24 protein-coding genes are annotated in these 26,667 nt (G+C 36.8%); 14 read left to right on the top strand and 10 right to left on the bottom strand.

The genetic code is table 11. The features are described 5' to 3' along the window. Positions 1-201: 201 nt before the first annotated feature. The gene (locus tag C8K15_RS17535; RefSeq protein WP_108587716.1) at positions 202-717 is read right to left on the bottom strand and encodes a helix-turn-helix domain-containing protein; all 516 of its coding nucleotides are present in this window, start codon (positions 715-717) and stop codon (positions 202-204) included. Positions 718-891: 174 nt separating this feature from the next. On the opposite strand from C8K15_RS17535, the gene C8K15_RS17530 reads away from it, so the two are divergent. From C8K15_RS17530 to C8K15_RS17520, 3 genes are all read left to right on the top strand, one after another. Further along, positions 892-2,196, top strand: a complete 1,305-nt coding sequence (locus C8K15_RS17530) for an MFS transporter (protein ID WP_108587715.1) — start codon at positions 892-894, stop codon at positions 2,194-2,196. 67 nt (positions 2,197-2,263) lie between these two features. Next, the gene (locus tag C8K15_RS17525) at positions 2,264-3,247 is read left to right on the top strand and encodes an ornithine cyclodeaminase family protein (RefSeq protein ID WP_108587714.1); all 984 of its coding nucleotides are present in this window, start codon (positions 2,264-2,266) and stop codon (positions 3,245-3,247) included. Positions 3,248-3,535: 288 nt separating this feature from the next. Further along, a complete protein-coding gene (locus tag C8K15_RS17520; RefSeq protein ID WP_108587713.1) occupies positions 3,536-3,691 on the top strand; it encodes a DUF1540 domain-containing protein in 156 nt (51 codons plus the stop codon). A gap of 212 nt (positions 3,692-3,903) precedes the next feature. On the opposite strand, the gene C8K15_RS17515 is transcribed toward C8K15_RS17520, so the two are convergent. The 5 genes from C8K15_RS17515 to C8K15_RS17495 all read right to left on the bottom strand — a co-directional run bounded on the left by C8K15_RS17515 (position 3,904) and on the right by C8K15_RS17495 (position 11,876). Then, positions 3,904-6,555 carry a PAS domain S-box protein gene (locus C8K15_RS17515; protein ID WP_158268351.1) on the bottom strand — a complete coding sequence of 884 codons (2,652 nt, stop codon included), beginning with the start codon at positions 6,553-6,555 and terminating at the stop codon, positions 3,904-3,906. A 256-nt stretch (positions 6,556-6,811) separates the two neighbouring features. Further along, on the bottom strand, positions 6,812-7,693 hold the full coding sequence (locus tag C8K15_RS17510; protein WP_108587711.1) for a DMT family transporter: 882 nt from the start codon (positions 7,691-7,693) through the stop codon (positions 6,812-6,814). A gap of 95 nt (positions 7,694-7,788) precedes the next feature. Next, complete coding sequence (locus tag C8K15_RS17505; protein WP_108587710.1) at positions 7,789-9,006, bottom strand: amidohydrolase; 1,218 nt, start codon at positions 9,004-9,006, stop codon at positions 7,789-7,791. Further along, positions 9,003-10,244: an amidohydrolase family protein gene (locus C8K15_RS17500; protein ID WP_108587709.1), complete on the bottom strand. Its 1,242-nt coding sequence runs from the start codon at positions 10,242-10,244 to the stop codon at positions 9,003-9,005. Before C8K15_RS17500 ends, C8K15_RS17505 begins: the two co-directional genes overlap by 4 nt. A gap of 57 nt (positions 10,245-10,301) precedes the next feature. Continuing rightward, complete coding sequence (locus C8K15_RS17495; protein WP_108587708.1) at positions 10,302-11,876, bottom strand: glutathione ABC transporter substrate-binding protein; 1,575 nt, start codon at positions 11,874-11,876, stop codon at positions 10,302-10,304. Between the two features lie 235 nt (positions 11,877-12,111). Between C8K15_RS17495 and C8K15_RS17490 the strand changes: the two genes are divergently transcribed. The 7 genes from C8K15_RS17490 (at position 12,112) to C8K15_RS17460 (ending at position 18,798) form a co-directional block, all read left to right on the top strand. Further along, a complete protein-coding gene (locus C8K15_RS17490; RefSeq protein WP_233260554.1) occupies positions 12,112-12,975 on the top strand; it encodes an ABC transporter permease in 864 nt (287 codons plus the stop codon). A 14-nt stretch (positions 12,976-12,989) separates the two neighbouring features. Continuing rightward, positions 12,990-13,910 (top strand): nickel ABC transporter permease, encoded by a 921-nt coding sequence (gene nikB, locus C8K15_RS17485; RefSeq protein WP_108587706.1) that lies wholly within the window; start codon positions 12,990-12,992, stop codon positions 13,908-13,910. 12 nt (positions 13,911-13,922) lie between these two features. Further along, complete coding sequence (locus tag C8K15_RS17480; RefSeq protein ID WP_108587705.1) at positions 13,923-14,936, top strand: ABC transporter ATP-binding protein; 1,014 nt, start codon at positions 13,923-13,925, stop codon at positions 14,934-14,936. Positions 14,937-14,944: 8 nt separating this feature from the next. Then, positions 14,945-15,931, top strand: coding sequence for an ABC transporter ATP-binding protein (locus C8K15_RS17475; protein WP_108587718.1), 987 nt, complete (start codon positions 14,945-14,947; stop codon positions 15,929-15,931). An 82-nt stretch (positions 15,932-16,013) separates the two neighbouring features. Further along, complete coding sequence (locus C8K15_RS17470; RefSeq protein ID WP_108587704.1) at positions 16,014-16,766, top strand: sensor histidine kinase; 753 nt, start codon at positions 16,014-16,016, stop codon at positions 16,764-16,766. A gap of 21 nt (positions 16,767-16,787) precedes the next feature. Continuing rightward, positions 16,788-17,489: a response regulator transcription factor gene (locus C8K15_RS17465; RefSeq protein WP_108587703.1), complete on the top strand. Its 702-nt coding sequence runs from the start codon at positions 16,788-16,790 to the stop codon at positions 17,487-17,489. A 1-nt stretch (position 17,490) separates the two neighbouring features. Continuing rightward, positions 17,491-18,798: a sodium:solute symporter family transporter gene (locus tag C8K15_RS17460; protein ID WP_108587702.1), complete on the top strand. Its 1,308-nt coding sequence runs from the start codon at positions 17,491-17,493 to the stop codon at positions 18,796-18,798. Positions 18,799-18,837: 39 nt separating this feature from the next. On the opposite strand, the gene C8K15_RS17455 is transcribed toward C8K15_RS17460, so the two are convergent. Further along, positions 18,838-20,415, bottom strand: coding sequence for a glutathione ABC transporter substrate-binding protein (locus C8K15_RS17455; protein ID WP_108587701.1), 1,578 nt, complete (start codon positions 20,413-20,415; stop codon positions 18,838-18,840). Positions 20,416-20,600: 185 nt separating this feature from the next. Between C8K15_RS17455 and C8K15_RS17450 the strand changes: the two genes are divergently transcribed. Together C8K15_RS17450 and C8K15_RS17445 are read left to right on the top strand one after the other, a co-directional pair. Next, positions 20,601-21,119 (top strand): DUF2243 domain-containing protein, encoded by a 519-nt coding sequence (locus tag C8K15_RS17450; RefSeq protein WP_108587700.1) that lies wholly within the window; start codon positions 20,601-20,603, stop codon positions 21,117-21,119. Beyond that, positions 21,109-21,918 (top strand): cytochrome c oxidase assembly protein, encoded by an 810-nt coding sequence (locus C8K15_RS17445; protein WP_108587699.1) that lies wholly within the window; start codon positions 21,109-21,111, stop codon positions 21,916-21,918. Before C8K15_RS17450 ends, C8K15_RS17445 begins: the two co-directional genes overlap by 11 nt. Before the next feature lie 48 nt (positions 21,919-21,966). Here C8K15_RS17445 and C8K15_RS17440 read toward each other — a convergent pair whose 3' ends face one another. After that, positions 21,967-22,194, bottom strand: coding sequence for a hypothetical protein (locus C8K15_RS17440; protein ID WP_108587698.1), 228 nt, complete (start codon positions 22,192-22,194; stop codon positions 21,967-21,969). 87 nt (positions 22,195-22,281) lie between these two features. Further along, on the bottom strand, positions 22,282-24,114 hold the full coding sequence (locus C8K15_RS17435) for a DNA ligase D (RefSeq protein ID WP_108587717.1): 1,833 nt from the start codon (positions 24,112-24,114) through the stop codon (positions 22,282-22,284). A 112-nt stretch (positions 24,115-24,226) separates the two neighbouring features. On the opposite strand from C8K15_RS17435, the gene ku reads away from it, so the two are divergent. Then, entirely contained in the window at positions 24,227-25,054 is an 828-nt protein-coding gene (gene ku / locus C8K15_RS17430) for a non-homologous end joining protein Ku (protein ID WP_108587697.1), read from the top strand. Between the two features lie 129 nt (positions 25,055-25,183). Further along, positions 25,184-25,477: a hypothetical protein gene (locus C8K15_RS17425; RefSeq protein ID WP_108587696.1), complete on the top strand. Its 294-nt coding sequence runs from the start codon at positions 25,184-25,186 to the stop codon at positions 25,475-25,477. Positions 25,478-25,491: 14 nt separating this feature from the next. On the opposite strand, the gene C8K15_RS17420 is transcribed toward C8K15_RS17425, so the two are convergent. Further along, positions 25,492-26,652 (bottom strand): CapA family protein, encoded by a 1,161-nt coding sequence (locus C8K15_RS17420; protein ID WP_108587695.1) that lies wholly within the window; start codon positions 26,650-26,652, stop codon positions 25,492-25,494. Positions 26,653-26,667 lie beyond the last annotated feature (15 nt).

Below are 26,667 nucleotides of genomic sequence, written 5' to 3'. Positions count from 1 at the left end.
CCATGGCTATATTTGCGGTAAACCTCAAACGAATTATGACCTTAATGAAGGAATCAGAATAAGTAATACAAAGAAAAAGGCGTCATTTCGTTCGAGTTCGAACGAAATGAGCCTTTTAAAGTTAAATCACACTTACAAAATTAAAAACGTAAGTTTTTCAGTGGCCTCTTAATTCCGAGGAGGTCCATTTGATTTTATTGGTTAGTTTTTAGATGAAACGACTAAAAACCTAACGATGTGTTCTGTATGGTTATACCAATAATGTGTTTTGCGAGCATCGAATAAAATGGATTGCTGTTCATTTAATTGCACTGGCTTTCCATCGATTTCTACGGTTAATAAACCTTCCACAACAAATAAAAATTCGTGTCCACCATGAGAAAAAGCATTTCCTTCATTTTCTCCGGGTTGGAGCGTTACCAAAATCGGAGAGAAGCTAGCATCTTGAACTCCGTGAGATAGATCTTTATAAAAAAAGCGTTCTTGGCGAATGCTCAAATCGTCTTGGACATCATCTTTTGCAAAAAAAACACTTGGATTTACACTTAAAGCATCCGCTATTTTTTTTAGCGACTCTAATGTGACGCTCGATTTACCTCTCTCAACTTGTGATAAAAAACTGATAGACACCCCAGTTTCCGCTGCCAAATCTTTTAATGTTAATTTCCGCTCTTTGCGAAGACTTTTTAATGTAATACCCACTAAACCTTGCGACATAAAAAATTCCTCGCTTCATCATGACATTTACCTTATATCTTACAACAATCAAATTACGAACTTCAATGATATTTACGACAATGTATTGACAGAAAATTTTTAACTGTCTAAAATGAATCCATAAGTAATTAAAGTGACACTTCAATTTTGTTCGAAACACAAGGGGGATTTTTGATGAATAAAAAACAAACTCGTCGAGTCTTAATTGCAAGTTTAGTAGGTAGTTCAATTGAGTGGTTTGACTATTTCTTGTACGGAACAGTTGCTGCACTCGTCTTTAACCAACTATTCTTTGTCACTGAGGATCCGACTGTCGGACTATTATTAGCATATGCATCATTTGCTTTAGCCTTTTTCATCCGACCATTTGGAGGAATCATTTTCAGTCATATCGGTGACCGTATTGGCCGCAAAAAAACACTCGTCGTAACATTAAGTTTAATGGGTGTGGCTACGTTTGGAATGGGTTTGTTACCAACATATCAAGCAATTGGGATATGGGCACCGATCTTGTTGATTACACTTCGCTTAGTTCAAGGATTAGGAATTGGCGGTGAGTGGGGAGGGGCACTACTACTAGCCGTTGAATACGCACCTCCAGAAAAACGAGGACTATATGGTAGTATTCCTCAAATGGGAGTCACGATTGGGATGTTCATGGGAACAATCGCTTTATGGTTGATGACCATGCTACCAGAAGAATCATTTATGACGTGGGGATGGCGTGTGCCATTTATTTTAAGCGCGCTATTGGTTATTTTTGGTTTATGGATTCGTAAAGGGATCGACGAAACTCCTGAATTCAAAAAAGTGCAAGAATCTGGAGAAGTTCCGAAGCTACCAATTGTTGATACACTTAAATACCATTGGCGCGAAGTGTTAATTGCCATTGGGGCAAAAGTGGTTGAAACAGCACCCTTTTATATTTTCAGTACATTCGTTGTTTCGTATGCTACGACCAATTTAGAGTTTACTAGAACCTCTACATTGACAGCTGTTATGATAGCTACAGTTGTGACGACGATTTTAATTCCTGTAATGGGGAACTTATCGGATAAAGTAGGACGTAAAAGATTATTTGTTGCAGGTACTGTAGCTATGGCACTTTTTGCATTCCCATACTTTTGGTTATTGCAACAAGGTTCAGTTGCTTTGCTCATTATTGCAACAGTGATTGGTTTAGGAATTATTTGGGCGCCAATCACGGCAGTTCTTGGAACTATGTTCTCTGAAATCTTTGATGCAAAAATTCGTTACACAGGCATTTCACTAGGATATCAAATCGGTGCCGCAGTAGCGGGTGGAACAGCACCACTTGTCGCCACTGCATTACTAGTTCGTTTTGATAACTCGTATATACCAGTAGCTATATACATTATCTTTACAGCAGTTATTTCCCTAGTGTCCATTTGGGCAGTAAAAGATCGCAGTCAAAAACAAGTAGAAAAAAGCGTTATAGTAAAAGAGAGCCGTGCGTAAGCGGCTCTTTTTCTCATACTATGTCCATCTTTAAACGCTTTCGTATTTTCTTATAGGAGGAATGGCCATGCTCGTTATAAATGAAAAACAAATTCAGCAATTATATAAAATGACCGATGCTATTCAAGACATCACTGCGATGTTGAAGGCAAAAGAGGCAGGGAAAATAAATAATCCACATCGTACCGTTTTCGATTTCCCTGCATACGAAGCTTCGGCTTTGTATATGCCGAGTGCGGATTTAGTTTCCGAAGTATCTGCGGTAAAAGTTGTAACGATTTTCCCGGATAATCCTGCGAATGGAAAACCAACCACACAAGGCGTGGTGTTATTGTCTGATGCCACGAATGGGGAGCACCTCGCGATGATCAACGCATCGTATTTAACTAGATTGCGTACAGGTGCACTTAGCGGCATAGCGACAGGCTATTTAGCGAAGGAAAATAGTCGCATACTAAGTGTAATTGGTACAGGTGCTATGGCCTTTGAACAAGTACTCGGTGTGCTAGCGGTTCGTGACATCGAAAAAATTATTCTGGTGAACCGTACAGTAGAGAAAGCCGAAGCGTTCGGAGAGAAATTACGTGTCCACGGTGTAGAAATACCTTTTGAAGTAGAAACGGATGTCTCAAAAGCAGTGCAACAAGCAGATATAATTTGTTGTGCTACACGTTCAAATGAACCAGTTTTCAATGGCTCTGACGTACGACCAGGCACTCATATTAATGGGGTCGGTTCTTATTTACCCCATATGCGAGAAGTGGATGAAACTACTGTTTTGAGGTCAGACAAAATTGTCGTAGATGACTTAGCCGGAGTTAAAGATGAAGCGGGTGAGCTTATGCATGCTGCCAATAGTGGCAAGTGGTCGTTTGATGGTCTCCATGCACAAATCGGAGAACTAGTTGTCGGAAAGAAATCAGGAAGACAAGCTCAAGAAGAAATCACTTTCTTCAAATCAGTTGGAGCCGCCTATTTTGATCTGGCAGTATCAAAAGGCGTCTATGCGAAAGCGAAAGAAGCGGGTGTAGGAATAGAAGTGGAAGTATAATAAAAAGTTTTATATAAAGGTGATTACTTCTCTGTAACTAGAGAGTATCGCCTTTTTTTGTTTGATAATGTCGTTTTTGAATAAGCTGATTATGATTTAGGTAAGATATATAAATTTAAAACTATAAAAGTCTACTCTCATTCGTAATTGAGAAAGAAATAAAGGGAAAATTAAGATGATATAACACTGGCATTTTCTTGATTAACATATGCAAAATCACATTCCACTCGAAACAAGTATCAGACTCCTTAAAGTTGTAAACCATAACTAAGAAGGAGGTGTGATATTATGGCTCAAGATGTTCGATGTGAAGTAAATAACTGTAATTATTGGGGCGATGGAAACAAATGCCGTGCTGATGCCATTTATGTAGTCAGTCATAAGGGAAGAAAAGCATCCAATAGTGAAGAAACGGATTGTAAAACATTTGCAGTAAAAGCTTAATTTTTGAGGGTAACCAGAAATTTGGTTACCCTTAATAAATGATAATGGCTACCTTCCTAGAAAATATAAAATCTTAGAACCAACATAATGGCAGGAGAAACATATAAAGCATGTAAATAAAAACTGACCCATTCGGTCGGTTCAACAAACGAATGAGTCAGTCTTGTTATCTATTACAGCTATTGCAAACCGGTAATATATCTTATACATTATCAATTTGTGTGGATAGTATTTCGTCCATTTCTCTTTGTTTCATAGAGAGCTAGATCAGCATATTTCATTAAATCATGTATGGATACGTCAGAAGTTGGCCGGAAACTGGCCATCCCAATGCTAATGGTAAGGAAGGGCCCTATGGATGAATGAACATGTGGAATGTTGAGTGCTTCAATGTTCGACCGAAGTGTTTCAGCTACTTGGAATGTGCTCTTTTCATCTCGATCACGTAGAATCACTGAAAACTCTTCGCCACCATATCTTGCAACAAACTGACCAGATTGCTCTATTTCTTGTTGTAATGACTTCGCTACTTCTTGTAAACAATTATCACCTTGTTGATGTCCATAAGCATCGTTGTACAATTTAAAATAATCAATGTCTATCATCAGTAGTGAAATAGATTGGTTATTGCTTAACGCAAGTTCCCATTCTTGTTGTAACTTTTCATCATAAGAGCGGCGATTAGGGATGCCAGTCAATCCATCTAATTTAGAGATTTCGTGTAACATTTCATTCGCTTCAACCAGTTGCCTTTCAATCTCTTTTTTCTCGGTAATATCATGAATAACCCCCATAATTGCAGGTTTCCCATTGTATTCAATAAGGGTAGCACCCACATTCGCAATGACCACTTTCCCATCAAACCGAATCAAACGGAGCTCACTATTTTTGATTAACAGACTTTCATTTTTAAATCCTAATGCCATGTTAAATACGGCAGTTCGTCGATCGTCTGGGTGTAGGAAATCAAAAACTGTTTTTCCTATTAAATCGTCAATACTCTTCGCACCAATAAATTCAACTACCTTATGGTTAATAAATTCAATTTGATGCCGACTGTGAACAAAAATCACTTCTGGCGAAAGATCAATTAGACTGCGATACCTATGTTCACTTTCAATCAACTTTCTTTCGGCTACTTTTTCTTTTGTAATATCATAAGCCATACCGATCACACCTATAATCTTCTCATTTATAATAATAGGCGAAATATTTATATTTAATCTAACTTTATTGCCATCTCTTGTCTTAATTTCAGTCTCAAATGTCAAAGATTCACCGTTAAGAGTCCTCTTAAAATACGAAATTGTATCCTCGACAAAGTTTTTGGAAATTAAGGGAGCAAAGGATGTTCCTACGAGTTTTGCTCTTGTGTATCCAGTAACCAATTCCGTAGCATCGTTAACTTGTGTGAAAACCCCTCTAGTATCCAACAAATATGAAGGGCTTTGGTTATGTTGAAATAATGATTTATACAGCTGTTCATTTTCGAGTATTTTAATTTCCATCTGTTTGCGATTTGTAATATCAAATAGCGTCCCCGAAGTACCAATGATTTCTCCTTGTGTATCAAATGTAAGTCTCGCAAACATCTCAATCCATTTGGTTGTCCCACTTTCCGTCACGTAACGGACTTCGCATTTGTATTCATCGTTGCGTTCATGGATGAGAGAGTCAAACCATTCATTAAGGCGGTTTTGCTCATCAGAGTGGACAAATTTTAAAAATGATTGACCCAAAGATTCTTCTGCACAATAACCAGTTATTTCTGTCCAAGACTTGTTTAAAAAAGTCCAATTTCCCATTACATCCGTTTGGAAAATAACTTCTTTCACATTTTCAATAACTGACTGATACTGTTCAAGCAGTCGTTTATAGTTCTCTTTCGAACCAAAAGTTCTTTTTTCATCATCTTTACGATCTGTTATATCTCGAAAGTTCCATAAATGCCCTAAACTCCTTTGATTTGGTGACGTGATTGGGATAAAATCACGTTCAATAACCCGACCGTCTCCAAGCAGAACTTCTTCATTTAAAACAGTTTCTTTGGTGTTTACTAGTTCATAATACCGGTCGATTAATAATTTCTCGGCATGTAAACCTACTAGATTTTCTTTTTTTGGAATATGAAATAGGTCATAAAATTTTTCATTAACAATTTCTATACGACGATCTGGCGTTTCAACAATTACCCCAGAATTTAAATGTGAAATGAAAGTGGAGAGTCTAATTTTTGTATTTTCAAGTTCTACAAATACCTTGATGCTCCAAAAAATATATTTGGCTACATAAAAAGCAAAAACACTCCCAAATAAAGAGAAAGCCCAATAGATCTGGGAAATTTCAGCAAATTGCTTCCCGCTATCTGAAAGAATCGTCAGATTTACATAATAAGTGACGTAAATAAGGATTGTGCTCATCAAAGTGAGTAATAACATCTTACTTTCTTTTCTAAAAGATAATCTCGAGAAAAAACCCGTAACAATTCCAATTAATAATATAAAGAAAGACGAGGACAATGAAAATTCGTTAATCCCACCAACAAATAAGCGCATGATTGCAATTAGAATGGACGACAAAATAGCTGCAGGGAAACCAAAAAAAGTTCCAGCAATGATGATCGGAATATATCTGAAGTCTATGATGACTTGTTCATTAAGATCAATACCAAAGTAGATAAGAATAATTCCTAAAAAACCAAGTAAAAGCCCAGCAATGATTTGTATTTTACTGTTTGAGAAATTGCTAGAGGCATTTTTTCTTAAAAAGAATCTAACCAACTGCCCTATAATAAAAAGATACGAAATTAGTAGTGATATATGTAATGCTAAATCTTTCATCAAGTGGTTTGTTCCTGCTTTCATCAATGTGAATAACTACTTAAGTTCATGGTAAAAAATAGAAAATTATAATGATTATTCTACATCAAATAGGGAGTATATTCTAGTACATATTAAAAGGAGGAATAGGACTTTTTGAGGGTAGTTATTTTGTTCAATAAGCATGGAACTTAAAAAAGATGACTCCGGAACAATACCGAAGTCATCTAATCGCAACATGAATTTTAAGGTGCCTTTTTATTAAACTGTCCGTTAATAAGGGCTCAGTTCATCACTAGGGTTAAATCGTCTCTCTTTTTGTTCGAAGTGATATGAAAACGCCCATGACAATGATGAATGCACCGACAAGTTGAAGAGTTTGGATGGTATGTGCGAGTATGAAGAAACCAAAAACCATAGCTACAAACGGTTCAAGATTCAATAAAAGTGCTGCTTTTGAAGCACCGACTTTATGAATGGAGTTATTCCACATATACGTGCAAAGTCCATGCATAACAATGGCAGTAACAATAAGTAATATCCAATAAGAAAAAGGAACGGACCATACACGATGAGTATCTTCCCAAGGGACAAATGGAAGTAATCCTATCAATCCGAATACATTGCTATACCAAGTGATGGTTACGGGATGAATAGTTTTAGATAAATGTTGAACAAAAATCAAAAAAACAGAAAATGATAGCATCGTCACTCCAATTAATAATTCACCTTTTCCAATACTAGGTACAAGAAATGAACCCTTTGTGATTACTAACCAAACACCTAACAGAGCCACGAGAGATCCTCCCCAAAATCGGAATGTTTTTCTTTCTTTAAACCAATAAGAAGAAATCAAAGAAGTGACGATTGGGGATAGGGCAAGGATCAATGAAGCAGTAACAGGTTCGGTAAATTGGAGACTTGCGTAAAAACTCCATTGGTTCAAGGAAACGCCAATTAAGCCTGCAACCGCTAACCAAAAGTAGTTGTGTAAAGTTAATTTCTTAGTTTTATTGATTCTAAATGTCATGAAAAATAAGAATATCAATATAAACATTAATCGGAAAAATGCAATTAAACTAGGGTCAAAAACTTTAACCAAAATAGAACCAAAGACAAAATTGCTACCCCAAGCAACGACACAAAATAAAAGGATTATATAAGTGACCCATTGTTTATTCATAACGTATATAATTCCTACCCTTCAGTGGGATGAAAAATGAAAAAGAGAAAGAGAGGGGGACTCTTTCCCTTTTTCATTTTAAAGTAATTCGGGTGTCATGATAATAATTCACCCATTACCATAATTAAGCGGTTATTTGGTTTTCTGGCAACAACTTCTGCTGAAGATACAGCATCAAAAAATACGAAACTTGCATCGTCTTGAATATTTGGCCAGACCTTTTGCCCGTCATCATTTAAAGCAACAATTCCACCAGTAACCCATTTAAGTGAATTTCTAAGTGATTTTTCATCAATCTTGCGTGTCAGTTCACAAAAACGAGTAGCTTTTTCCAGTACATCTCCAGTTCCGTATGGGCTCCAAGAATCATAAAAACCATCGCAACCGAAATGAACTTTTACACCATGGGCATCTAAAAGATCGATAGGCGGAATAATTCTACCGAGATTAATAGGAATAGTAGACATAATGGCAACATCTTGTTCAGCAAGGCGGGTTGCCACTAACTCTTGCTGAGGAACTGGAATATCACCTAAGCAGAAGGAATGACTTAAAGCAGTTCGCCCTTTATAGTTGGCATCTTCGACGATGTCGATCCATTTGTCTGCTGTATAATATCCTACGAAACCACCATCATGGAGGTGAATATCCACATCTGCATTAAATTCTGTTGCAATATCCATCGTTTCAAATAATGATTTTTCAATTGCGTTATCAATTCCTGCTGGATCCAGTCCTCCGACCATGGTCGCTCCGCTTCTCATAGCTTCCCGCATGAGTGAGGGAACGGATTCACGTAAAAGTCCATGTTGTGGAAAAGCAATTATATCAGCAGTCACTTTGCCTTTAAACGTCTCAAGCGCTGCCGTTACGCCTTCTAAATTTTTCAGCCCAATATAAGGGTCGATGTTCACATGTGTTCGAATATGAGTTGAACCTTTTTCGAGAAGAGCCTCTATCATTTTCGTTGCTCTTTGTTGAGCAGTGTCAGAAAGAGAAGTTAACTCAGCGGCCTCAAAGGCTAATCTTTCTTTTAAATTTGAAACAGGTATACAAGCTTTCCAATCCAGTGTCATATAGGTTTTATCTAAATGATTATGCATTTCTTTAAACGTAGGTACCGCCAATTTTTGTTTCATATCAATAACTTCTTGTCCAACAGGAATTTTTTCATTCCCTCTTAATTGTTCAACAATCTTACCATTTTCGATTTTAAGGTGAAAAAGTGCAGTTTCAGTTTCTACTGTTCCATTGTCTAACATTCTCTCACCAGTCTCTAACTTCACATTAGAAAGCCATTTTACCTTACTCATTTTGTTCCCTCCTTCATTAGAACATCCTCATTTTTATAGACAAGGCTCCCTTTAGAAATAACATGCGTAATAGGGCGTTGTCTTGCAATTGCTTGAGCAGAGCAGACCGCATCAAGAAGAAGAACATTTGCGAGATCCCCTTTCTGAGGCCATACTCTTTCACCAGTATCACTAAGAGGCATAATTCCTCCCGATGCATATTTCCAACAACGATTTAATGAATACTCATCTATAAATTTGAATCTTTGAGCTAACATACTTAATTTTTCAACTGTATCCCCAGTGCCAAAGGGGGACCAGTGATCAGTCAAGCTGTCGTGACCAAGTGAAACAGGTACTCCATTTTCATGTAAATATGGGATTGGAATAGTTGGCCGATTAATTGGTACAGTTGAGGTAACATCAATCTTAGCTTCGTTAAGTACAGCTACGAGCTCTTCTAGTTCCTTACCTTGTAAATCTCCTAAAGCTATAGCATGACTAATGGTAACTTGTCCTACTTTGTTAGCTTGTTTTGTTAGCTCTGCTAATTTATAAAATTCAAAAGCGCCTAAAGAGTTTGGATCATGGATATGCATGTCTATGCCTTTTCCAGATTCCACTGCAATATCCATCGTTAGGTTTAAGGAACGATCGATATCACGGTCAATTACAGAGGGATCAAGTCCACCAACTAATGTTGCGCCCATTCGCATGGCTTCACGAATTAAAGGTTCAACGTTTGAGCGTAATAAGCCGTGTTGTGGAAAAGCAACAATCTCGTATGTAACTTGATCTTCAAACTGATTGAAAGCTTCTTGAGTGATTTCTATATGTTTCGTTCCAATTTGAGGATCTACATTGCAGTGAGAACGAATATGAGTGTGACCTTGAGAAATTAACCATTTAATCATAGTTTCAGCTCGTTCTTGAGCAAAAGGAAGTTGGGCGGGTAATAATATTTGTTCTTCTTCAATCCTTGTAAGGATGCCATTTGTGATAGGTTTACAGGCTTTCCAAGGGCCACCAAAATAAGTTTTATCGACATGAATGTGCATCTCTCTAAAAGCAGGCATTAACAGTTTCCCATTAGCCTCTAACACTTCACAGTCTAAAAACTGAATATCTTTTCCAACTTCAGTAATTTTCCCATCTTGTATTAATACATCAAATAATTCTGTTTCAGTATGGACTGCACGTGAATTTTCATAAGTAAAACCAGTTTCAAGTAATGCATTTTTAATAAGAAGAGACTTCATTTAATTTGACCTCCCAATTGGATGATAGAGACTGTAAAAAACAGTCTCTTATCCTAATTATTTTACTGTTACTTCATTCAAAATCAGGTAATTTGAAGCGTCTAACCAAAAGTTTTCAACATTATTATTGTAAACTGCTAAATGTTCATAGTTTCTTATTGGAACATAAACGGCATCATCCATTTCGATTTGCATCGATTGTTCGTAAATTTCTAGTCGTTTATTGGCATCAGTTTCAACTCGGCCTTGTTCAATTAGTTTGTCGACAGCAGGGTTTTGGTAATAGAAATGGTTTCCGGGAGAACCAATAGAATTAGAGTGGAACAAATTATACTGATTGTAGTCGCCATCACCTGTAGCATTACCCCAACCACCTATAAACATTTGATGCTCTCCACTATCTACTTGTTCGATATATGAACCATATTCCATAACTTGAATTTCTACATCAACACCCACACCTTTTAGCTGGGATTGAATAACTTCAGCCATATTAATGCGTTCTTTTCGGTCGCTCGTTAACAGTTTGATTTTAATTCCGTTTTCTAATCCAGCTTCTTTCAGTAATGCTTTAGCTTTATTGAAGTCATATGGATAGGCTTTCACATCTTTGCTGTAACCAAAAACTTTTGGGCTCATCGCTACATTTGCCAGTGTTCCAATGTCGTTGTAAACACCTTCAATAATAGCTTCTCTTTCGATTGCATAACTAACTGCTTGACGCACTAGAACATTGTCAAAAGGTGCTTTTGTGGTGTTGAAGCCTACATATTCAACAGCCAATCCGTCCGTTCTGAAAAGGTTTAGAGTATCCGAATTTTCGATTCTATCAATTTCTGTTACAGGAACCTGATCAGAAATGTGTGCTTCACCGCTTTCAATCATTGCAAGACGCGTAGCATCTTCAGGAATAACTTTAAATTCAACGCTATCAATCTTAACTTTTTCGCCCCAATATTCTTCGTTTTTATTTAAAGTAATTTGTTGTCCGGATTTCCAAGAATCAAAAATGAAAGGTCCTGTTCCTACTGGATGCGTAGCTAATTCATCAGGTGTTTCTTTAATTGATTTTGGACTAATAATACTACCTTCATTACTAGCTAGTATGGAAAGCAATGGAGCATAAGGCTCGGACAATTTAATCGTCAAATGTGTATCGTCTTTAGCGATTACTTCTGAAATCATACCTAGTTTATCTTTTTGTGGTGACCCGGTTGCAGGATCTAACAATCTTTCGAGCGTTATTTTTACAGCTTCTGCATTAAAAGATGTTCCATCATGGAATATAATGCCCTCTTGTAAAGTAAATTCCCATGTTAACTCGTCTGTTTGTTCCCATTCCTTTGCTAGACGTGGTGTAATCTTCATATCTTTGTCAAAAGCAACGAGCGTTTCATACACTTTGCCATGAACGATATTAGCTGAAGGAATATCCGTTATGAAATGAGGATCAAGACCAGTTGCATCTGATAGACGAACAATTTTTAGAATCCCGCCATTTTCAGAATTACTAGCTGAGTTATTGTCGTCCTTGTTGTCTTTTTCTTCTGATGAACCAGTAGAACACGCTTGCATCAGAAGCATCAATATTGATAGTAATGAAATAAATTGAATCCATCGAACCTTCTTCATTAACTTTCCCCTCCAACAATTTATTTGTACTTCTAAATTGAATTATAAAGAAAAGAAAAAGAACATATTTACACGATATTGACTTGTTTTTTAAATTTTTTGACTACTCTCTCTATTTGTATTTACATTCCTTCTCTTTTTATCTATCTTGAAATTACCTTATAAACGAAAAGGATAAAACGAGGAGGTTTAATAAATGACTGTTAACACATCTATAGTAGAAACAGCAGATTTGATGCTAGCAAGAAGGCAAGTTCGTAGAGAGAAACGAAAATCTTTCTATTCAAGTATCGGTCAAAACAAGGCAGCTGTTGTAGGCGGTATCATCATACTTCTATACATATCAATGACGTTATTAGCACCTGTACTAGCTCCTTATGATCCTTATACCATTAATTTGCAAGAGAAATTACAATCTCCATCGTTTGCACATTGGATGGGTACAGACGACAAAGGACGCGACATTCTTAGTCGAATCCTTTACGGCTCACGCTTATCGTTGGGCGTTGGTTTTTCTTCTGTATTTTTCGGAGCATTTTTTGGAATTCTTCTTGGTTTAATCGCGGGATATTACGGTAAATGGGTGGACACAATCATCAGTAGAAGTTTAGATGTCATGCTAGCATTCCCAGGAATTCTATTAGCATTAGCAATTATTAGTGCACTGGGTCCTAGTTTAATAAATGTAACAATTGCTGTAGGGGTATTCTCTATTCCTTTATTTGCAAGAATTGTACGAGGGTCAACGATGGAAGTTAAGCAATTAGAATATATTGATGCAATTAGAACATTAGGAGCTAATGATTTCATTATTATATTTCGTCATATTTTCCCTAATATATTGTCGCCCATTATTGTACAAGGTTCTATGAGACTGGCGACAGCCATTCTATCAGCAGCAGGATTATCCTTTTTAGGTTTAGGTGCACAGCCCCCATCGCCTGAATGGGGAGCAATGTTATCTAGTGGACGTGACTTTATATTTAGCGCACCTTATATGGCGATTTTCCCTGGTATCATGATTTCGATATTAGTATTAGGTTTTAACTTGTTTGGGGACGGTTTGCGTGATGCTTTAGATCCAAGAATGAAAAAATAAAAGGAGGAATACTCATGATCTTTTTTATATTAAAGCGATTAATGCAAATTGTTCCGGTCATCTTGGGTGTTACCTTAGTGGTATTTCTCATTATGCAAATGGTTCCAGGAGATTCAGCTGTTATTTTAGCTGGAGAAGGGGCATCTAAAGAAACAGTTGAGGAATTGAGAGAAGACTTAGGATTAAATAAACCACTCCATGAACAGTATTTTTCGTATATTGGAAATATTTTTCAAGGTGATTTAGGTCATTCATTAAAAAATAATCAGCCTGTATTGGAAGAGATTATGATTCGTTTACCCATAACCATGGAACTGGCTTTTTTCAGTATTCTCATTACGGTAGTTCTAGGGTTGATAGCTGGTATTATCTCAGCAGTAAAACCGTATTCATTCTCTGATATCGGAGTTATGCTCGTAGCGCTGTTAGGTATATCTCTTCCAAGTTTCTGGTTAGGTTTATTACTTATGTATATATTCTCTATTAAGTTGCAGTGGCTACCTGTCGCAGGGTGGGATAGCATGGCTCATATCGTTTTACCGGCTATCACACTTGGGGCAGGAGGAGCAGCTATTGTTGCACGTATGACTCGATCAAGTATGTTAGAAGTTGTTGGGCAAGACTATATTCGTACAGCACGGGCAAAGGGACTTAAAGAACACGTAATTATTTACAAACATGCTCTAAGAAATGCATTAATCCCCGTCATTACGGTTGTAGGTTTACAGTTTGGGGGCTTACTTGGAGGAACTGTATTAGTAGAATCCGTATTTGCTATTAATGGATTAGGGAGAATGATTGTCGATTCAATTCGAACGAGAGATATTCCAATGGTACAAGGTGGCGTTTTGGTAGCCTCTCTAGTTTTTGTCTTCGTGAATCTACTAGTTGATACTTTGTACAGAGTTTTCAATAAACGAATCGATTTAAACTAGGAGGTATAAGCCATGAGTAATGATGTTGTCTTAGAGGTGAAGAACTTAAAAACACACTTTATTTCGAGTAAAGGAATAGCAAAAGCTGTTGACGGAGTCGATTTTGTATTAAGAAAAGGAGAAACTCTTGGGATTGTCGGGGAATCAGGATGTGGTAAATCAATGACATCTTTATCTATATTAAGACTAATCCCATCTCCACCAGGAAAAATTGTAGACGGTGAAGTTTTATTGAATGGCAAGAATTTAGTTACCATGCCTAATGCGGAATTGCGAAAAATTAGGGGAAATCGAATTTCAATGATATTTCAGGAACCGATGACCAGTTTGAATCCAGTTATTCCCGTAGGAGAACAAATTGCAGAGGCATTGCGATTACATCAAGGTTTATCTAAAAAGGCTGCTTGGGCTAAATCAGTAGAAATGATTGGATTAGTAGGAATCCCTTCGCCAGAGAAAAGAGCGAAACAAGAACCATTTCAACTAAGTGGTGGTATGAGGCAGCGAGTCATGATTGCCATGGCATTAGCATGCACACCGGAAGTTCTAATAGCGGATGAACCCACAACGGCACTAGATGTTACAATTCAAGCGCAAATACTAGAAATAATGAAGGACCTCCAACGGAAAATTGGAATGGGAATTATTTTTATTACACATGATTTAGGTGTAGTAGCAGAAATGTGCGATCAAGTTGCGGTCATGTATGCTGGGCAAATTGTCGAGCACCAAAACACTGCTGAGTTATTTAAAAATCCTCTTCATCCTTATACCCAAGGGTTAATAGGGTCTCTTCCGAAATTGTATGAAGACCAAGATGAACTTCAAATTATTGAAGGGACCGTACCAAGTCCATATGATTATCCGGAAGGGTGTCGTTTTGCTGAAAGATGTCCATTTGCGAGAAGTATTTGTAGTGAAAAACAACCAGACTTAATCCAGTATGATGAAGAAAGTAAAGTAAGATGTTGGAAGTATACGAATGAATGGCAAGTTAGTTTAACAAAAGAGTTGGTGACAACATGAATAGCCTTATGATAGATAAAAAACCCCTACTAAAAGTGACAGAGTTAAAGCAGCATTTCACACTAAAAAGAGAAGTGGTTTTTCAAGCAAAACAAGTGGTCAAAGCTGTAGATGGAATTAGTTTTGAACTTTTTCCTGGAGAGACGTTAAGTATTGTCGGTGAATCAGGATGTGGGAAGTCTACAACCGGAAGATCAATTTTACGTTTAGATGAACCCACAGGGGGAGACGTTTTATTTAAAGATGAATCTCTTACGAAGATGAGCAAAAAAGAACTTCGGAGAGTAAGAGGAGATATTCAAGTAATATTCCAGGATCCTTATGCTTCACTAAATCCAAGAAGAACGATTCGTCAAATGTTAGATGAAGCAATGGCTATTCAAAAGGTACTACCTCCTAATGAGAGAGAAGCACGGATGTTAGAGTTGATGAAACATGTTGGTTTACGACCTGAGTATCTTGAAAGGTACCCCCATGAATTTTCAGGTGGACAACGACAAAGAATTGGAATAGCTAGAGCGCTAGCGGTAAATCCTGAAATTATAATATGTGATGAAGCTGTTTCTGCACTAGATGTATCCATTCGCGCTCAAATCTTGAACTTGCTAAAAAAGCTCCAAAAAGATTTAAATCTTACGTTTTTATTTATCTCTCACGATTTAAGTGTAGTTCGACATATATCAGATCGAGTTATGGTTATGTATTTAGGGAAGATTGTTGAAATTGCTGATAAATCTTCACTATTCAATAATCCATTGCATCCGTATACAAAAGCATTACTTTCAGCTATTCCTGTAACTGATCAAACAAAGAGGGAAGACCGTATTATTTTGAAAGGAGATGTCCCATCACCACTGAATCCACCTGTAGGCTGCAGATTCAATACACGTTGTCCTTTTGCCACCGACCTTTGCAGAAAAGAAGAACCGAAATTAAGAGAATTAGAGAGTAATCATTCTGTTGCTTGCCATTATGCTGAAGAATTATCCTCTTAATACCCAATAGAATTTTTATTCACTAATTGGTATGATTAAAATGAGATAGATTACATTTTAAATAAGAAAGGACGTATATATAATGATGCCTTTAGAAACTTTTTCATTATACGTCTTAATTTGTGTATTAGCTCCTTTAGTGGGAGCTTTTACACTTTCATTTGTTATGATTTTTGAGAGGCAAATTGATAATCTCCAAAAAGAAGCTTCGAAACTTGTCTTAGAAAAAGAATTGCAACATGCAAATTATGATCAGTTGAATCAACAAATTCAACCACACTTCTTTTTCAATACACTTAATACAATGCTAAGCTTGGCACGTTTAGACCGCAAAGAAGAACTGATTAAAGGTTTGGAAGTTATGGCTAAATTTTTTAAATTTAAATATATTTCACATGCAATGCTTATTAAGATAGAAGATGAATTATCTTATGTGGAAAATTATTTGGAAATTCAACGTTTACGATTCAGAGATCGACTTACTGTAATGAAAAAAGTGGAAGAAAACTGTGAGCAAGCTTTGATACCTCCGTTTGTCATACAAACGATTGTGGAAAATGCTTTTAAGCACGGTATCGAGAAAAATATTGGTCCATCGATGTTGAAAATTAATGTTTTCCAAACGGACGGGTTTATGTACATTGAAGTTTGGAATACACATCTCATTGAACCTATAAATGAAAAAAAAGAATATGCTTTACAAGATGAGGGCTATGGTATGAGAAACATACAGAAACGATTGGAACTGATATTTGCTGACCAAGTAACATCATTAAAAATGATACATATTGAGAATGAAACATTAGTAGAAGTGAAATTTCCATTTACGAAGTAATTGAAGAGTGGGGGAGCAAAAATGAACATTCTTCTTGTAGACGATGAAGTTTTGGAATTAGACCAATTAGAATATCTCATGAAAGCCCAGTTTCCAAACTGGACATTCTACAAAGCACAAGATGCTTCAATAGCACTTCAGTTAGCTGGAAAGGTTAAAATTTCGCTGGCTTTTTTAGATATTCAGATGCCAGGTAAAAATGGATTAGAGCTAGCAAAAGAATTAAAAAAGAACTATGAACTAGATATTATCATGGTAACTGCCTTTCAATCGTTTGAATACGCAAAGGCTTCGTTAAGAATAGGTGTAAATGATTATTTAACAAAACCCATCGTAGAAAGCGAACTTTTAGGTCTCCTCGAAAAATATCAAAAGTGGAGTTCGAAAAATGATTCCATGCAAGAAGTTCTAAGCATTATTCGAGAAGAATATCACGAAAAGTTAAGCCTTAGTTTTGTTGCAAATAGAATTCATTTAAATGCAAACTATTTAAGTCGAAAGTTTTATGAAGAAATTGGGATTGGTTTTGCGGATTATTTAAATGCATATCGGTTAGAAATGGCAAAAAAACTGCTAGTAAACCAACGAGATATGAGTATGGCCGTTATTGCAGAAAAGGCTGGTTTTAATAGTCAACATTACTTTAGCGCCATGTTTAAAAAGCAATTCGGAGTGACACCTTCAGAATTTCGTATAAATCCTAAAAGAACGGAAAATCAGTAATATGAAAACATATAGGCATTATATTACTGGATCAATTGTATTTGGGGTTTCAACTGGAATGATGAGTTTATTGGCCCGTTGGATAACTGGGAATGCTATTCTATCGTCACCCGAGTCTCTTGTGAAATACGGTCTATTAGGGGGTATTGGTTATTCCTTAGCCGGGGCTTTGTCGATATTTTTGTTTGGTATTGTGGCCAATAAAATAAGAATAAGATTTCCAAATTTTGAAACGATAGGGGATTTATTTAAACATCGTCTTAAAAAAGATGGCTATTGGATTATGACAATCATTATTCTTTTTCTGGGTTTAGACTCCTTATTTATGCAAGCCATAGGAGCAGCGGTATTATTTGATTTATTATTTAATATTCCTTTTACGATTTCTATTTTTTTCTTTTTCCTGTACTGCTTCTTAATTGCAGGAGTAGGTGGTATGAAGTGGATACGACGATTCGAAGGGATTTCTGTTTTTTTTATCTTTGCTGCAATTATTTTTATTCCTATGTATTTTTTTATTCAAGAAGGCGCGTTTACAGTTTATGATGGAATCCGCTTATACCATCCATATTTATTGTTTATAAAAAATCAAGAAGCTTACTATTTTATCCTAACGTTTATGTTAGTTGGTTTCGGTCAGGTGCTCACAGATCGATCTACCTGGCAAAGACTTTATATGATTGAACAAAAAAAATTGCGACTTACTTTTTGGTCAACCGCATTTGTATGGAGCACCGTTCCAATCGCACTTTCTGCCATGTTGTTGATTGTCATTTTTGAAGGGACATTTAGTGAAACCTATTCGCTTTTATTCCAATTAATGACAAAAATAGAACCACTTTTTCTGGCCATCATATTCTTTTTATTTTGTTTTGGTACTTTATCCACGACAGTACATGCAGAGCTTCATGCAACGACTGTTCACTTTATCAAACACATTCGCCTTCCGTTTAAACCTCGAATGACGGATAAACAAATGAGACAGGAATCATACGTATTCTCTGGAATTTTACTTCTTATCTTATTAATTATTACGCATTTTATACAATTTAGTTTACTAGATTTCCTATTCTTCTATGGACATCTATATGCAGCGGTAATTCCTGTAATGTTATTTCTTATTTTTTCAAAGCGTACAATTTCTAGAATGTTACCATATTCGATTCTATTCGGATGGATACTTAGTTTAACGATATTTCCTGATCTTACATCTCTCCAATCAATATGGGTAAGTTTTATTATCTCATTGCTTTTCTCTATCGTATTTATGTTATTTGCAAGAATAGAATTATACGAACGAAAAAATTAAGTCAAACTTAAAAGGAAATCTTTTAAGTTTGACTCTTATTTATTCTGTTAGTTCTACATCGCCTAACATTAAGTAAGCAATAGGGTTTAACTTAATTCCTTTTACTGAGGGATGATAAACAACTAAGTTTTCGTAACTTCTGATTGGAACATATGCTGCATCATCTAATTCAATTTGTTGTGTTTCTGCATAAATTTCATTGCGTTTGTCTGGGTCACTCTCTTGACGTGCTTGATCTAATAATTTATCCACTATAGGATTTGAATAGTATTGATAATTACCTGAAGATCCTTGTGAGCTCGAGTGAAATAAATTGTATTGGTTATAATCTCCATCTCCAGTAGCATTTCCCCAACTACCAATAAAGAGGTGACCTTCTTGATTTGAGTTGGCCTCTATATAAGCTCCATATTCAAGTACTTTAATATCTACCTCGAGACCTATCGCTTTCAACTGAGATTGTACAACCTCAGATAAGCTAATTCTTTCAGCTCGATCTGCTGTTAATAAGGTTAATCGTGTACCTTCTGACACACCAGATTCTTTTAAGAATTGTTTGGCCTTATTCAAATCGTACGATGGTCCAGTAAGTTGATCAGAATAACCAAACACTTTGGGACTCATGGTTGAATTACTCAGTAAACCTACGTTGTTAAACACTCCTGATAATATTGCTTCCTGATCAATGGCATAGCTAATTGCTTTTCTTAACGCCACGTTATCAACAGGTGTTTTCTGTACGTTAAATCCTATAAACTCAACACCTAAACCTTCATTTCGATATAACTTTAGTGAATCTGAAGCTTCAACTCTTTCTATTTCATTGAGGGGAACTTGGTCCATTATATGGACTTCTCCTCTTTCAACCATGCCTAGACGCGTTGTATCTTCTGGAATTATTCTAAATTCAACTCCATCAACTTTAGGTTCTTTTCCCCAGTATTTTTTGTTTTTTGAAAGTTTCACGACTTGACCAGATTTCCATTCCTCGAAGACAAAAGGACCTGTCCCGTTTGCAGATTTCTTTAATGACTCTGGATCTTTCTCTAAAATTTCTGGGTTTAAGATACTACCTTCATTACTAGCTAGTATAGACAATAGAGGTGCATAGGGTGTTGATAAATGGAAGATGACATGTCGGTCATCTACTACTTCGACTTCTTTAATCATTCCAAGCTTACTAGCTTGAGGAGAAGCAGTCTCTGGATTGAGTAGGCGATCAAATGTTTTCTTTACTGCGTCCGCATTAAAATTAGTCCCATCATGAAACTCAACATCATCTCGTAATGTGAATGCCCAAGTTGTTTCATCTAGTTGTTCCCATTCTGTAGCTAAATGAGGTTGGGGTTCCATATTATCATTTGGAATCACTAGAGTTTCATAGACCTTTTCGTATAATACATTAGCCGTCGATACATCGACAATAAAATGAGGATCTAGATTAGTAACATCTGATTTCCTCGCTACTATTAATACTTTGCTCTCTTTACCGGATTCATTGTCTACTTGTGAAGATTCTCCAGTAGAACATGCTTGAAGTAGAAACATAACACCGATAATTATGACTAGATGAATTTTTCTCAAGTTATCACTCCTCCTATTTTCTAAAATAAGCATATTCTTTTTTGGTAAACTATTTTTTCGGAATATTAAGTTCTTTTTACAATTTTATTACTAGGTTGATGGTATAGAAAAGTTCCGCATTAATCCTGTCATGTAAACGTATATAATTTCTAGCAAAAGGTGAACATAGGGAAAATACGATTTGTAATCCAGTAGATGTGCAATCAAAGGAGAATATTATGACTGCTGAGATAAATCATTCATCTAATCCTTCAAAATTCACCAATCGCTATACGTATGCGACCCGTAATCTATGGACTGGGATTCTATTCGGACTAGGCCTAGTCGGTTTTATCGATGAAGTTGTGTTTCATCAGCTGTTACATTGGCACCATTTCTACGACAAATCAACGACAGACATTGGGCTAGTTTCAGATGGTTTGTTCCATGCTTTTAGTTGGTTTGCAACCATTGCTTCTTCGTTTTTATTAGCAGACTTACACCGGAAGGAAGCTTATTGGTTCAAAAGGTGGTTAGCAGGTGTGTTTCTTGGGGGAGGGGCATTCCAGTTGTACGACGGGACCATCCAGCATAAGTGGATGGGATTGCACCAAATTCGCTACGGTGTGGAGATTCGTCCTTACGACATGATTTGGAATCTTACGGCGTTGGCAATGATTTTAGCAGGCGTTTTGCTGATTGGTAGAGTAAAACTGCATTCATTCCAACCAGGAGATGCCAAATTTAATGGGGAATAGTCACAGTCATGTCGCCGGAAGTGAAGTGAACTTACAACTCATAATGGCTATACCTTTTTTGTTAGCCGTAGTTCTTTATTTAGCTGCTGTTGTTGTATCTAATCGGCAACTTAAAAAACAATGGTCAAAAGTACGAAGTGTTTTGTGGATGGTGGGTATTCTCTGTGCGTCAATGGCCATCATCGGACCACTAGCGGAGCGTGCTCATGAGGATTTCGCTGCGCATATGGTAGGTCATGTGCTTCTTGGCATGTTGGCACCACTTCTTATGGTTCTAGCTACACCAATGACGCTTATCTTGAGAACAATCCCTGTGCGTTCTGCGAGACGTCTAACACGTATATTGAAGAGTTTGCCAGTACAAATAATTACGAATCCACTTTGTGCAGCAAGCCTAAACGTAGGGGGTCTTTGGCTACTTTATACCACGGACTTGTACGTCTTGATGCAACAGAACATCATCATTCATATACTCGTTCACATTCATGTGTTCGTAGCTGGATATCTTTTCACCATGTCCATAATCTATTTGGAACCGACTCCACACCGATTAAGCTTTACATACCGTTCAATGGTACTAGTCGGTGCTTTTGCTGCTCACAGTATTTTATCTAAGTATATTTATGCACATCCACCAAGTGGAATTTCATCAGCCCAGTCTGAAATAGGTGGACTAATCATGTACTATGGCGGAGATGCGATCGAGCTTATGGTCATCTTTATTTTCTGTTTTCAATGGTATAAAAATGCCCGACCTCGTGGCAAAGTGTTCATAATTAAAACACCCACTCATGTGTAAGAAATTACACACTTGAGTGGGTGTTTTTTAATTCGTAGATAAAAGATGTTAGTTTGGATGAATTTCTTCATTGGCAGAAGGGTCTTTGGTTACTTTCCGTGCGAGATCATTGATTACTTGTTTATTTAACTCATCAACCATAAGGACATCGACGAATTTCATATCCTCGTGCATATCGAATAAGCTTAATTTGTCTGTTTTAACTCCGTCTGGATTTTTCCAAAAAGCCCCAGTTGATAGTTCACGATCTTCTTCAGTGAAAACCTTTTTCTCCATGGAATTTTCATCCTTTCCTTAGCATGTTTAGTATGTCCTTGTGTTTTTTCACTATTCACGACAGTTGACGCGAGAAACTCTATTTGATTAATCGAGATTTTGCAGTTGATTTAGAACATCACGGAATTTCTGTTCTTCTATCTTTAATCGGAAATCACGAAATGGATTGCCTTGGTTTTTCATTCGTTCTAAAACTGCGGGAATTGAAAATAAATCAGGTTTAAGTGATTCATTGACCTCAACCCAATTGAGGGGAGTCGCAATGAGGCCTTTTTCATTTCCTCTCGGAGAATATGGTGCCACGATTGTTTTGCCTTCATGATGTTGTACATAATCCAAATACAATTTATTATGACGGTTCTTTTTCAATCGCTCTGTAGTAAACCATTGAGGCTCTTGCTCGCATAAAAATTCACAGACAAACTTCGTGAATACACGAGTGTCTACGTAAGAAAATTCGTTCACTGGTAAAGGAATATAAACTTGTATGCCTTTACCACCTGAAGTTTTCACAAAAGATTGAAGACCAAACTGATCGAAAATAGCTTTCATGCGCAAAGCTGCTTCAATCGCTAAAGAAAACTCATGAACTGAAGGAGGGTCAAGGTCAAAAACGATTTCAGTAGGCATAGGAGTATGAATGGTTTGAAAAGGAATATGGAACTCAAGCGCAAGTTGGTTTCCGAACCATAATAAGGTTTCAACATCATTACACATAATGTACCGTATATCATCGTCTTGTTGAGTGGTTACAAAATTAGGAACTGAGTCAGGCGCGTTTTTTTGATAAAAACTTTCACCGAGCATTCCGTGTGGAAAACGAATAACCGTTAGAAGACGGTCTCGTAAAAATGGGAGCATATACGGAGAGATATGCTGCAAATAAAGCAAATAATCGTCTTTTTGAATAGAGCTTGCCGGCCAGATGGGCTTATCAGGATGTGTAATCTGTATGGCTTCTGGGACAGGAAAGAGTTGCCTTTGCATGTGTTGCCAGTGACAATCGGTTGGTTCCTTTTCAAAGTTAAAGGCATGGAACCGAGGTTCTCTTAAGTGTTTTCCGTCGAAATCAATACAAGCAATCTCGACACAAATGGATGGTTCTAACGCCCATATGTTTTCGCCAGTCTTCAAACCATTTGATTGGAATACGGTGACGAGTGTTTGTAGTTCATCCTCTTTAAGACCGTGACGAAAAGTCACCACTTCAACGAGATCATCATGGACGTAAATGGCACCATGGAAAAAGCCATTACTTTTATCATATTTCGTGAGGACAACAGTTACATATCGCCAGTTTTTAATTTTTAGCCAATGAGGGGTTCTTTTATCACTTTGCCAGAGACTTGTTTTTTGTTTAGCAATGAGGCCTTCCCCGTTATTTACCGTGACCTTATTCCATATTTCTTCGCTATTGTGATAAACATCAATTGCTTGAAGTTTACGATTGTCTTCATAGTCAATTGAAATAGGAAGAGTCATTGTTTGAAATATCTTTTTTAGTTTTTGCTTACGTTTTGTTAAAGAAAGATCGCTGTGACTTTCTCCTTTGGCTTTCAATAAATCAAATGCAACAAAATGGCATGGGAATTCTTTGACATGGTGCTTAATAACGCTTGGCGTTCTCATTCGTCCTCTTAGTTGAACGATTGAAAAATTACTTTGAACATTATTGATTAAATAAACAAGTTCTCCATCAAGAATTATGGGTAAAAATGAACGAATTCGATCATGAAGTTCCAGGCAAAAACCAATAATTTCAGGAAACTGCTCACTAAGGTCATTGCCATTCCTACTCTTCAGCATTGCGCCATTATCATCCCACTCCAATAGGCAACGAAAACCATCATACTTTGCTTCATACAGCCAGTTTTTGCCTAAAGGGATATCTGTTGCCACTGTTAAAAGCATCGGTTTCAATTGTTTACCTACTCTCGCTTTTTGTTGTAGCTTTTGATTAATTCCCATTCCTAATACATAAAAATGATCAAAACATTGCATAGTAAGTAAAAGAAAGAGTAGGTGTAAGCAAATGCATACAGTATGGAAAGGAAGCATAAGCTTTGGACTCGTAAATATTCCTGTAAAACTTCATACAGCGACTGAAAATAAAGATATCAAGTTACGACAATTACACAAAGAATGTAACACGCCTATTAATTATCAAAAGGTTTGTTCAGGATGCAAAAAAGAAGTTCAGAGTGAAGATATCGTAAAAGCATATGAATACTCGAAAAATAAGTTCGTAGTGTTGGATGACGAAGAACTGGAAAAGTTGAAAAAAGAAAATGAAGATAAGGCAGTTGAGATCATCGACTTTGTGAAATTGGAGGAGATTGATCCCATCTACTTTGAACGCAGTTATTTTATGGCACCTGATAGTGGTGGAGGAAAAGCGTATTCCCTTTTGCGAAAAGCATTGATGGAATCTGGTAAAATTGGCGTGGCTAAAATTATGATTCGTTCGAAAGAACAGTTGGCAGTTGTTCGCGTTTTTGAAGAATTGCTTGTTATGGAAACAATTCATTTTCCAGATGAGGTTCGCAGTGCTAAGGATGTACCGAATATCCCAAGTGAACCAGCCGTTGTTCAAAAAGAGTTAGAGACGGCTTTAATGCTCGTTGACCAATTAACAACTACGTTTGAACCCGAGAAATATACGGATGACTATCGAACAGCATTAATGGAATTAATTGAAGAGAAAAAGACCGGCAAACAGACAGTTACTGCGACCGAAAAACAATCTACTGCTCCTTCGAATGTGACAGATTTAATGTCAGCTCTCCAAGCTTCACTTGATAAAACGAAAAAGAAAAAGGCAGTACCACGAAAGCGCGCAGCAAAAGCAAAGACTTCTTAAATAGAATGTGCATAAAAAAGAATCCTTACCCAAACAAAAAACCTCCTCACTTTCCGAGGAGGTTCACTGTATTTTTTGAATCTACTGGATAACTCCTGTACCATTAGAGGGAAGAGGAGGGAATGCGTGATGACCAAAGAAACACAACGAGTAACAATCATTTACACCGAAGTGGAGCGAACCATCGATTTCTATTATCAAATGCAAAAAATTGCTACGCACCATGAATTGACCATTACACATGAAGTCGTTAAAACTGCACGAGCAGTGTTCACTCTTCATCAAGTGATGGATGTGTCCTACAAACCCTTCTCATCATCAGATGCTGGGATTTTATATCTCCACACCAATCAAGGTGTATTTCCTTTTAATATTCACAGCAATCCACAGAATTTTATCGATACATTTCGTTCTTTAAAATGAAATTAAACAATCACTTATTCTTTTATTAAGGTCATCATATGATTTTGTGTGCTCTCATAGTAGCTTAGATAATTAGACAAATAAGAATCATTTAATTGAACCATCGGAATAATACTGAAATTTCTTTTGTTTTTATTGTACGCATAAGTAGGAATAAAACTTGGATTACTTAACGAAATCACAGATTTTCCAGAGGACGTTGTTTTAGTGATTTCTATTCCGCCAATACCCCCTGTCATTTTTTCTAGTCCATCTTGGGCAGATAAAAAATTCCCTAAACTATACATAACGAATGTTCTCGAACCATCAACACGTTCAATCCAATCCATCGGCTGTAGGACATGTGGATGATGTCCAATGATGATATCGACACCCATATTTGAAAGTTCTTTTGCTAAATCAAGTTGCATTTGGTTTGGTTCTTTTTCGTACTCATTTCCCCAATGCATGGAAACCACCACAACATCTGAGAGGGCTTTAGCTTTTTCAACATCTTGTTTAATCAATGACAAGTTAATCAAGTTGATTAAATACTCTTTATCCTCAGGCACGGGTAACCCGTTTGTTCCATAACTATAGGATAAAAATGAAAAGCCAATTCCATTTTTATTAACCGTTCGAATATTCTCCCGATCTGCATTTGATTTGAATGCGCCTGTATAAGCCATCCCAATGCGGTCCCAATAAGCAAGGGCGTTTCTGATACCTTTTTCACCTTGATCTAAAGTGTGGTTATTGGCAAGCGTGACAAGGTCAATCCCAGCTTCTTTCAAAGCATCACCAATTTCGTAAGGACTGTTAAACAACGGATACCCGGAGAGGCCAAGTTCTGCGCCACCAATCATCGTTTCTTGGTTTGCGACAGCAATATCAGCTTCTTCTATAAAGGGCTTCACTTTCGTAAACATAGAAGAGAAATTATACCCACCTTGAGGAGTCGCAGCGTCCCAATAGACAGGTTGGTGAATAAGAATATCGCCTATGGCTACCAGTTGTACACTAGTTACAATTGGTTTTTCTAAAGACACGTCAATTGGGATTGTTTTTTCTTTGGGATTATCAGTTTCCATTGCGTTCACAACAGGCGCTGGTTTAATGGAGATTTCGTTCGCCGGTAAATTAGAACAACTACCAAGTAGTAGCGAAAGTGTAAATAAAATGATGAGTTTTTTCATTTCGATCCTCCAACA

Source organism: Paenisporosarcina sp. OV554, from assembly GCF_003058165.1.
In the GTDB taxonomy this organism is placed as follows: domain Bacteria; phylum Bacillota; class Bacilli; order Bacillales_A; family Planococcaceae; genus Paenisporosarcina.
The sequence above is the reverse complement of the archived record's forward strand: the minus strand, read 5'-3'. Positions and strand labels throughout refer to the sequence as shown.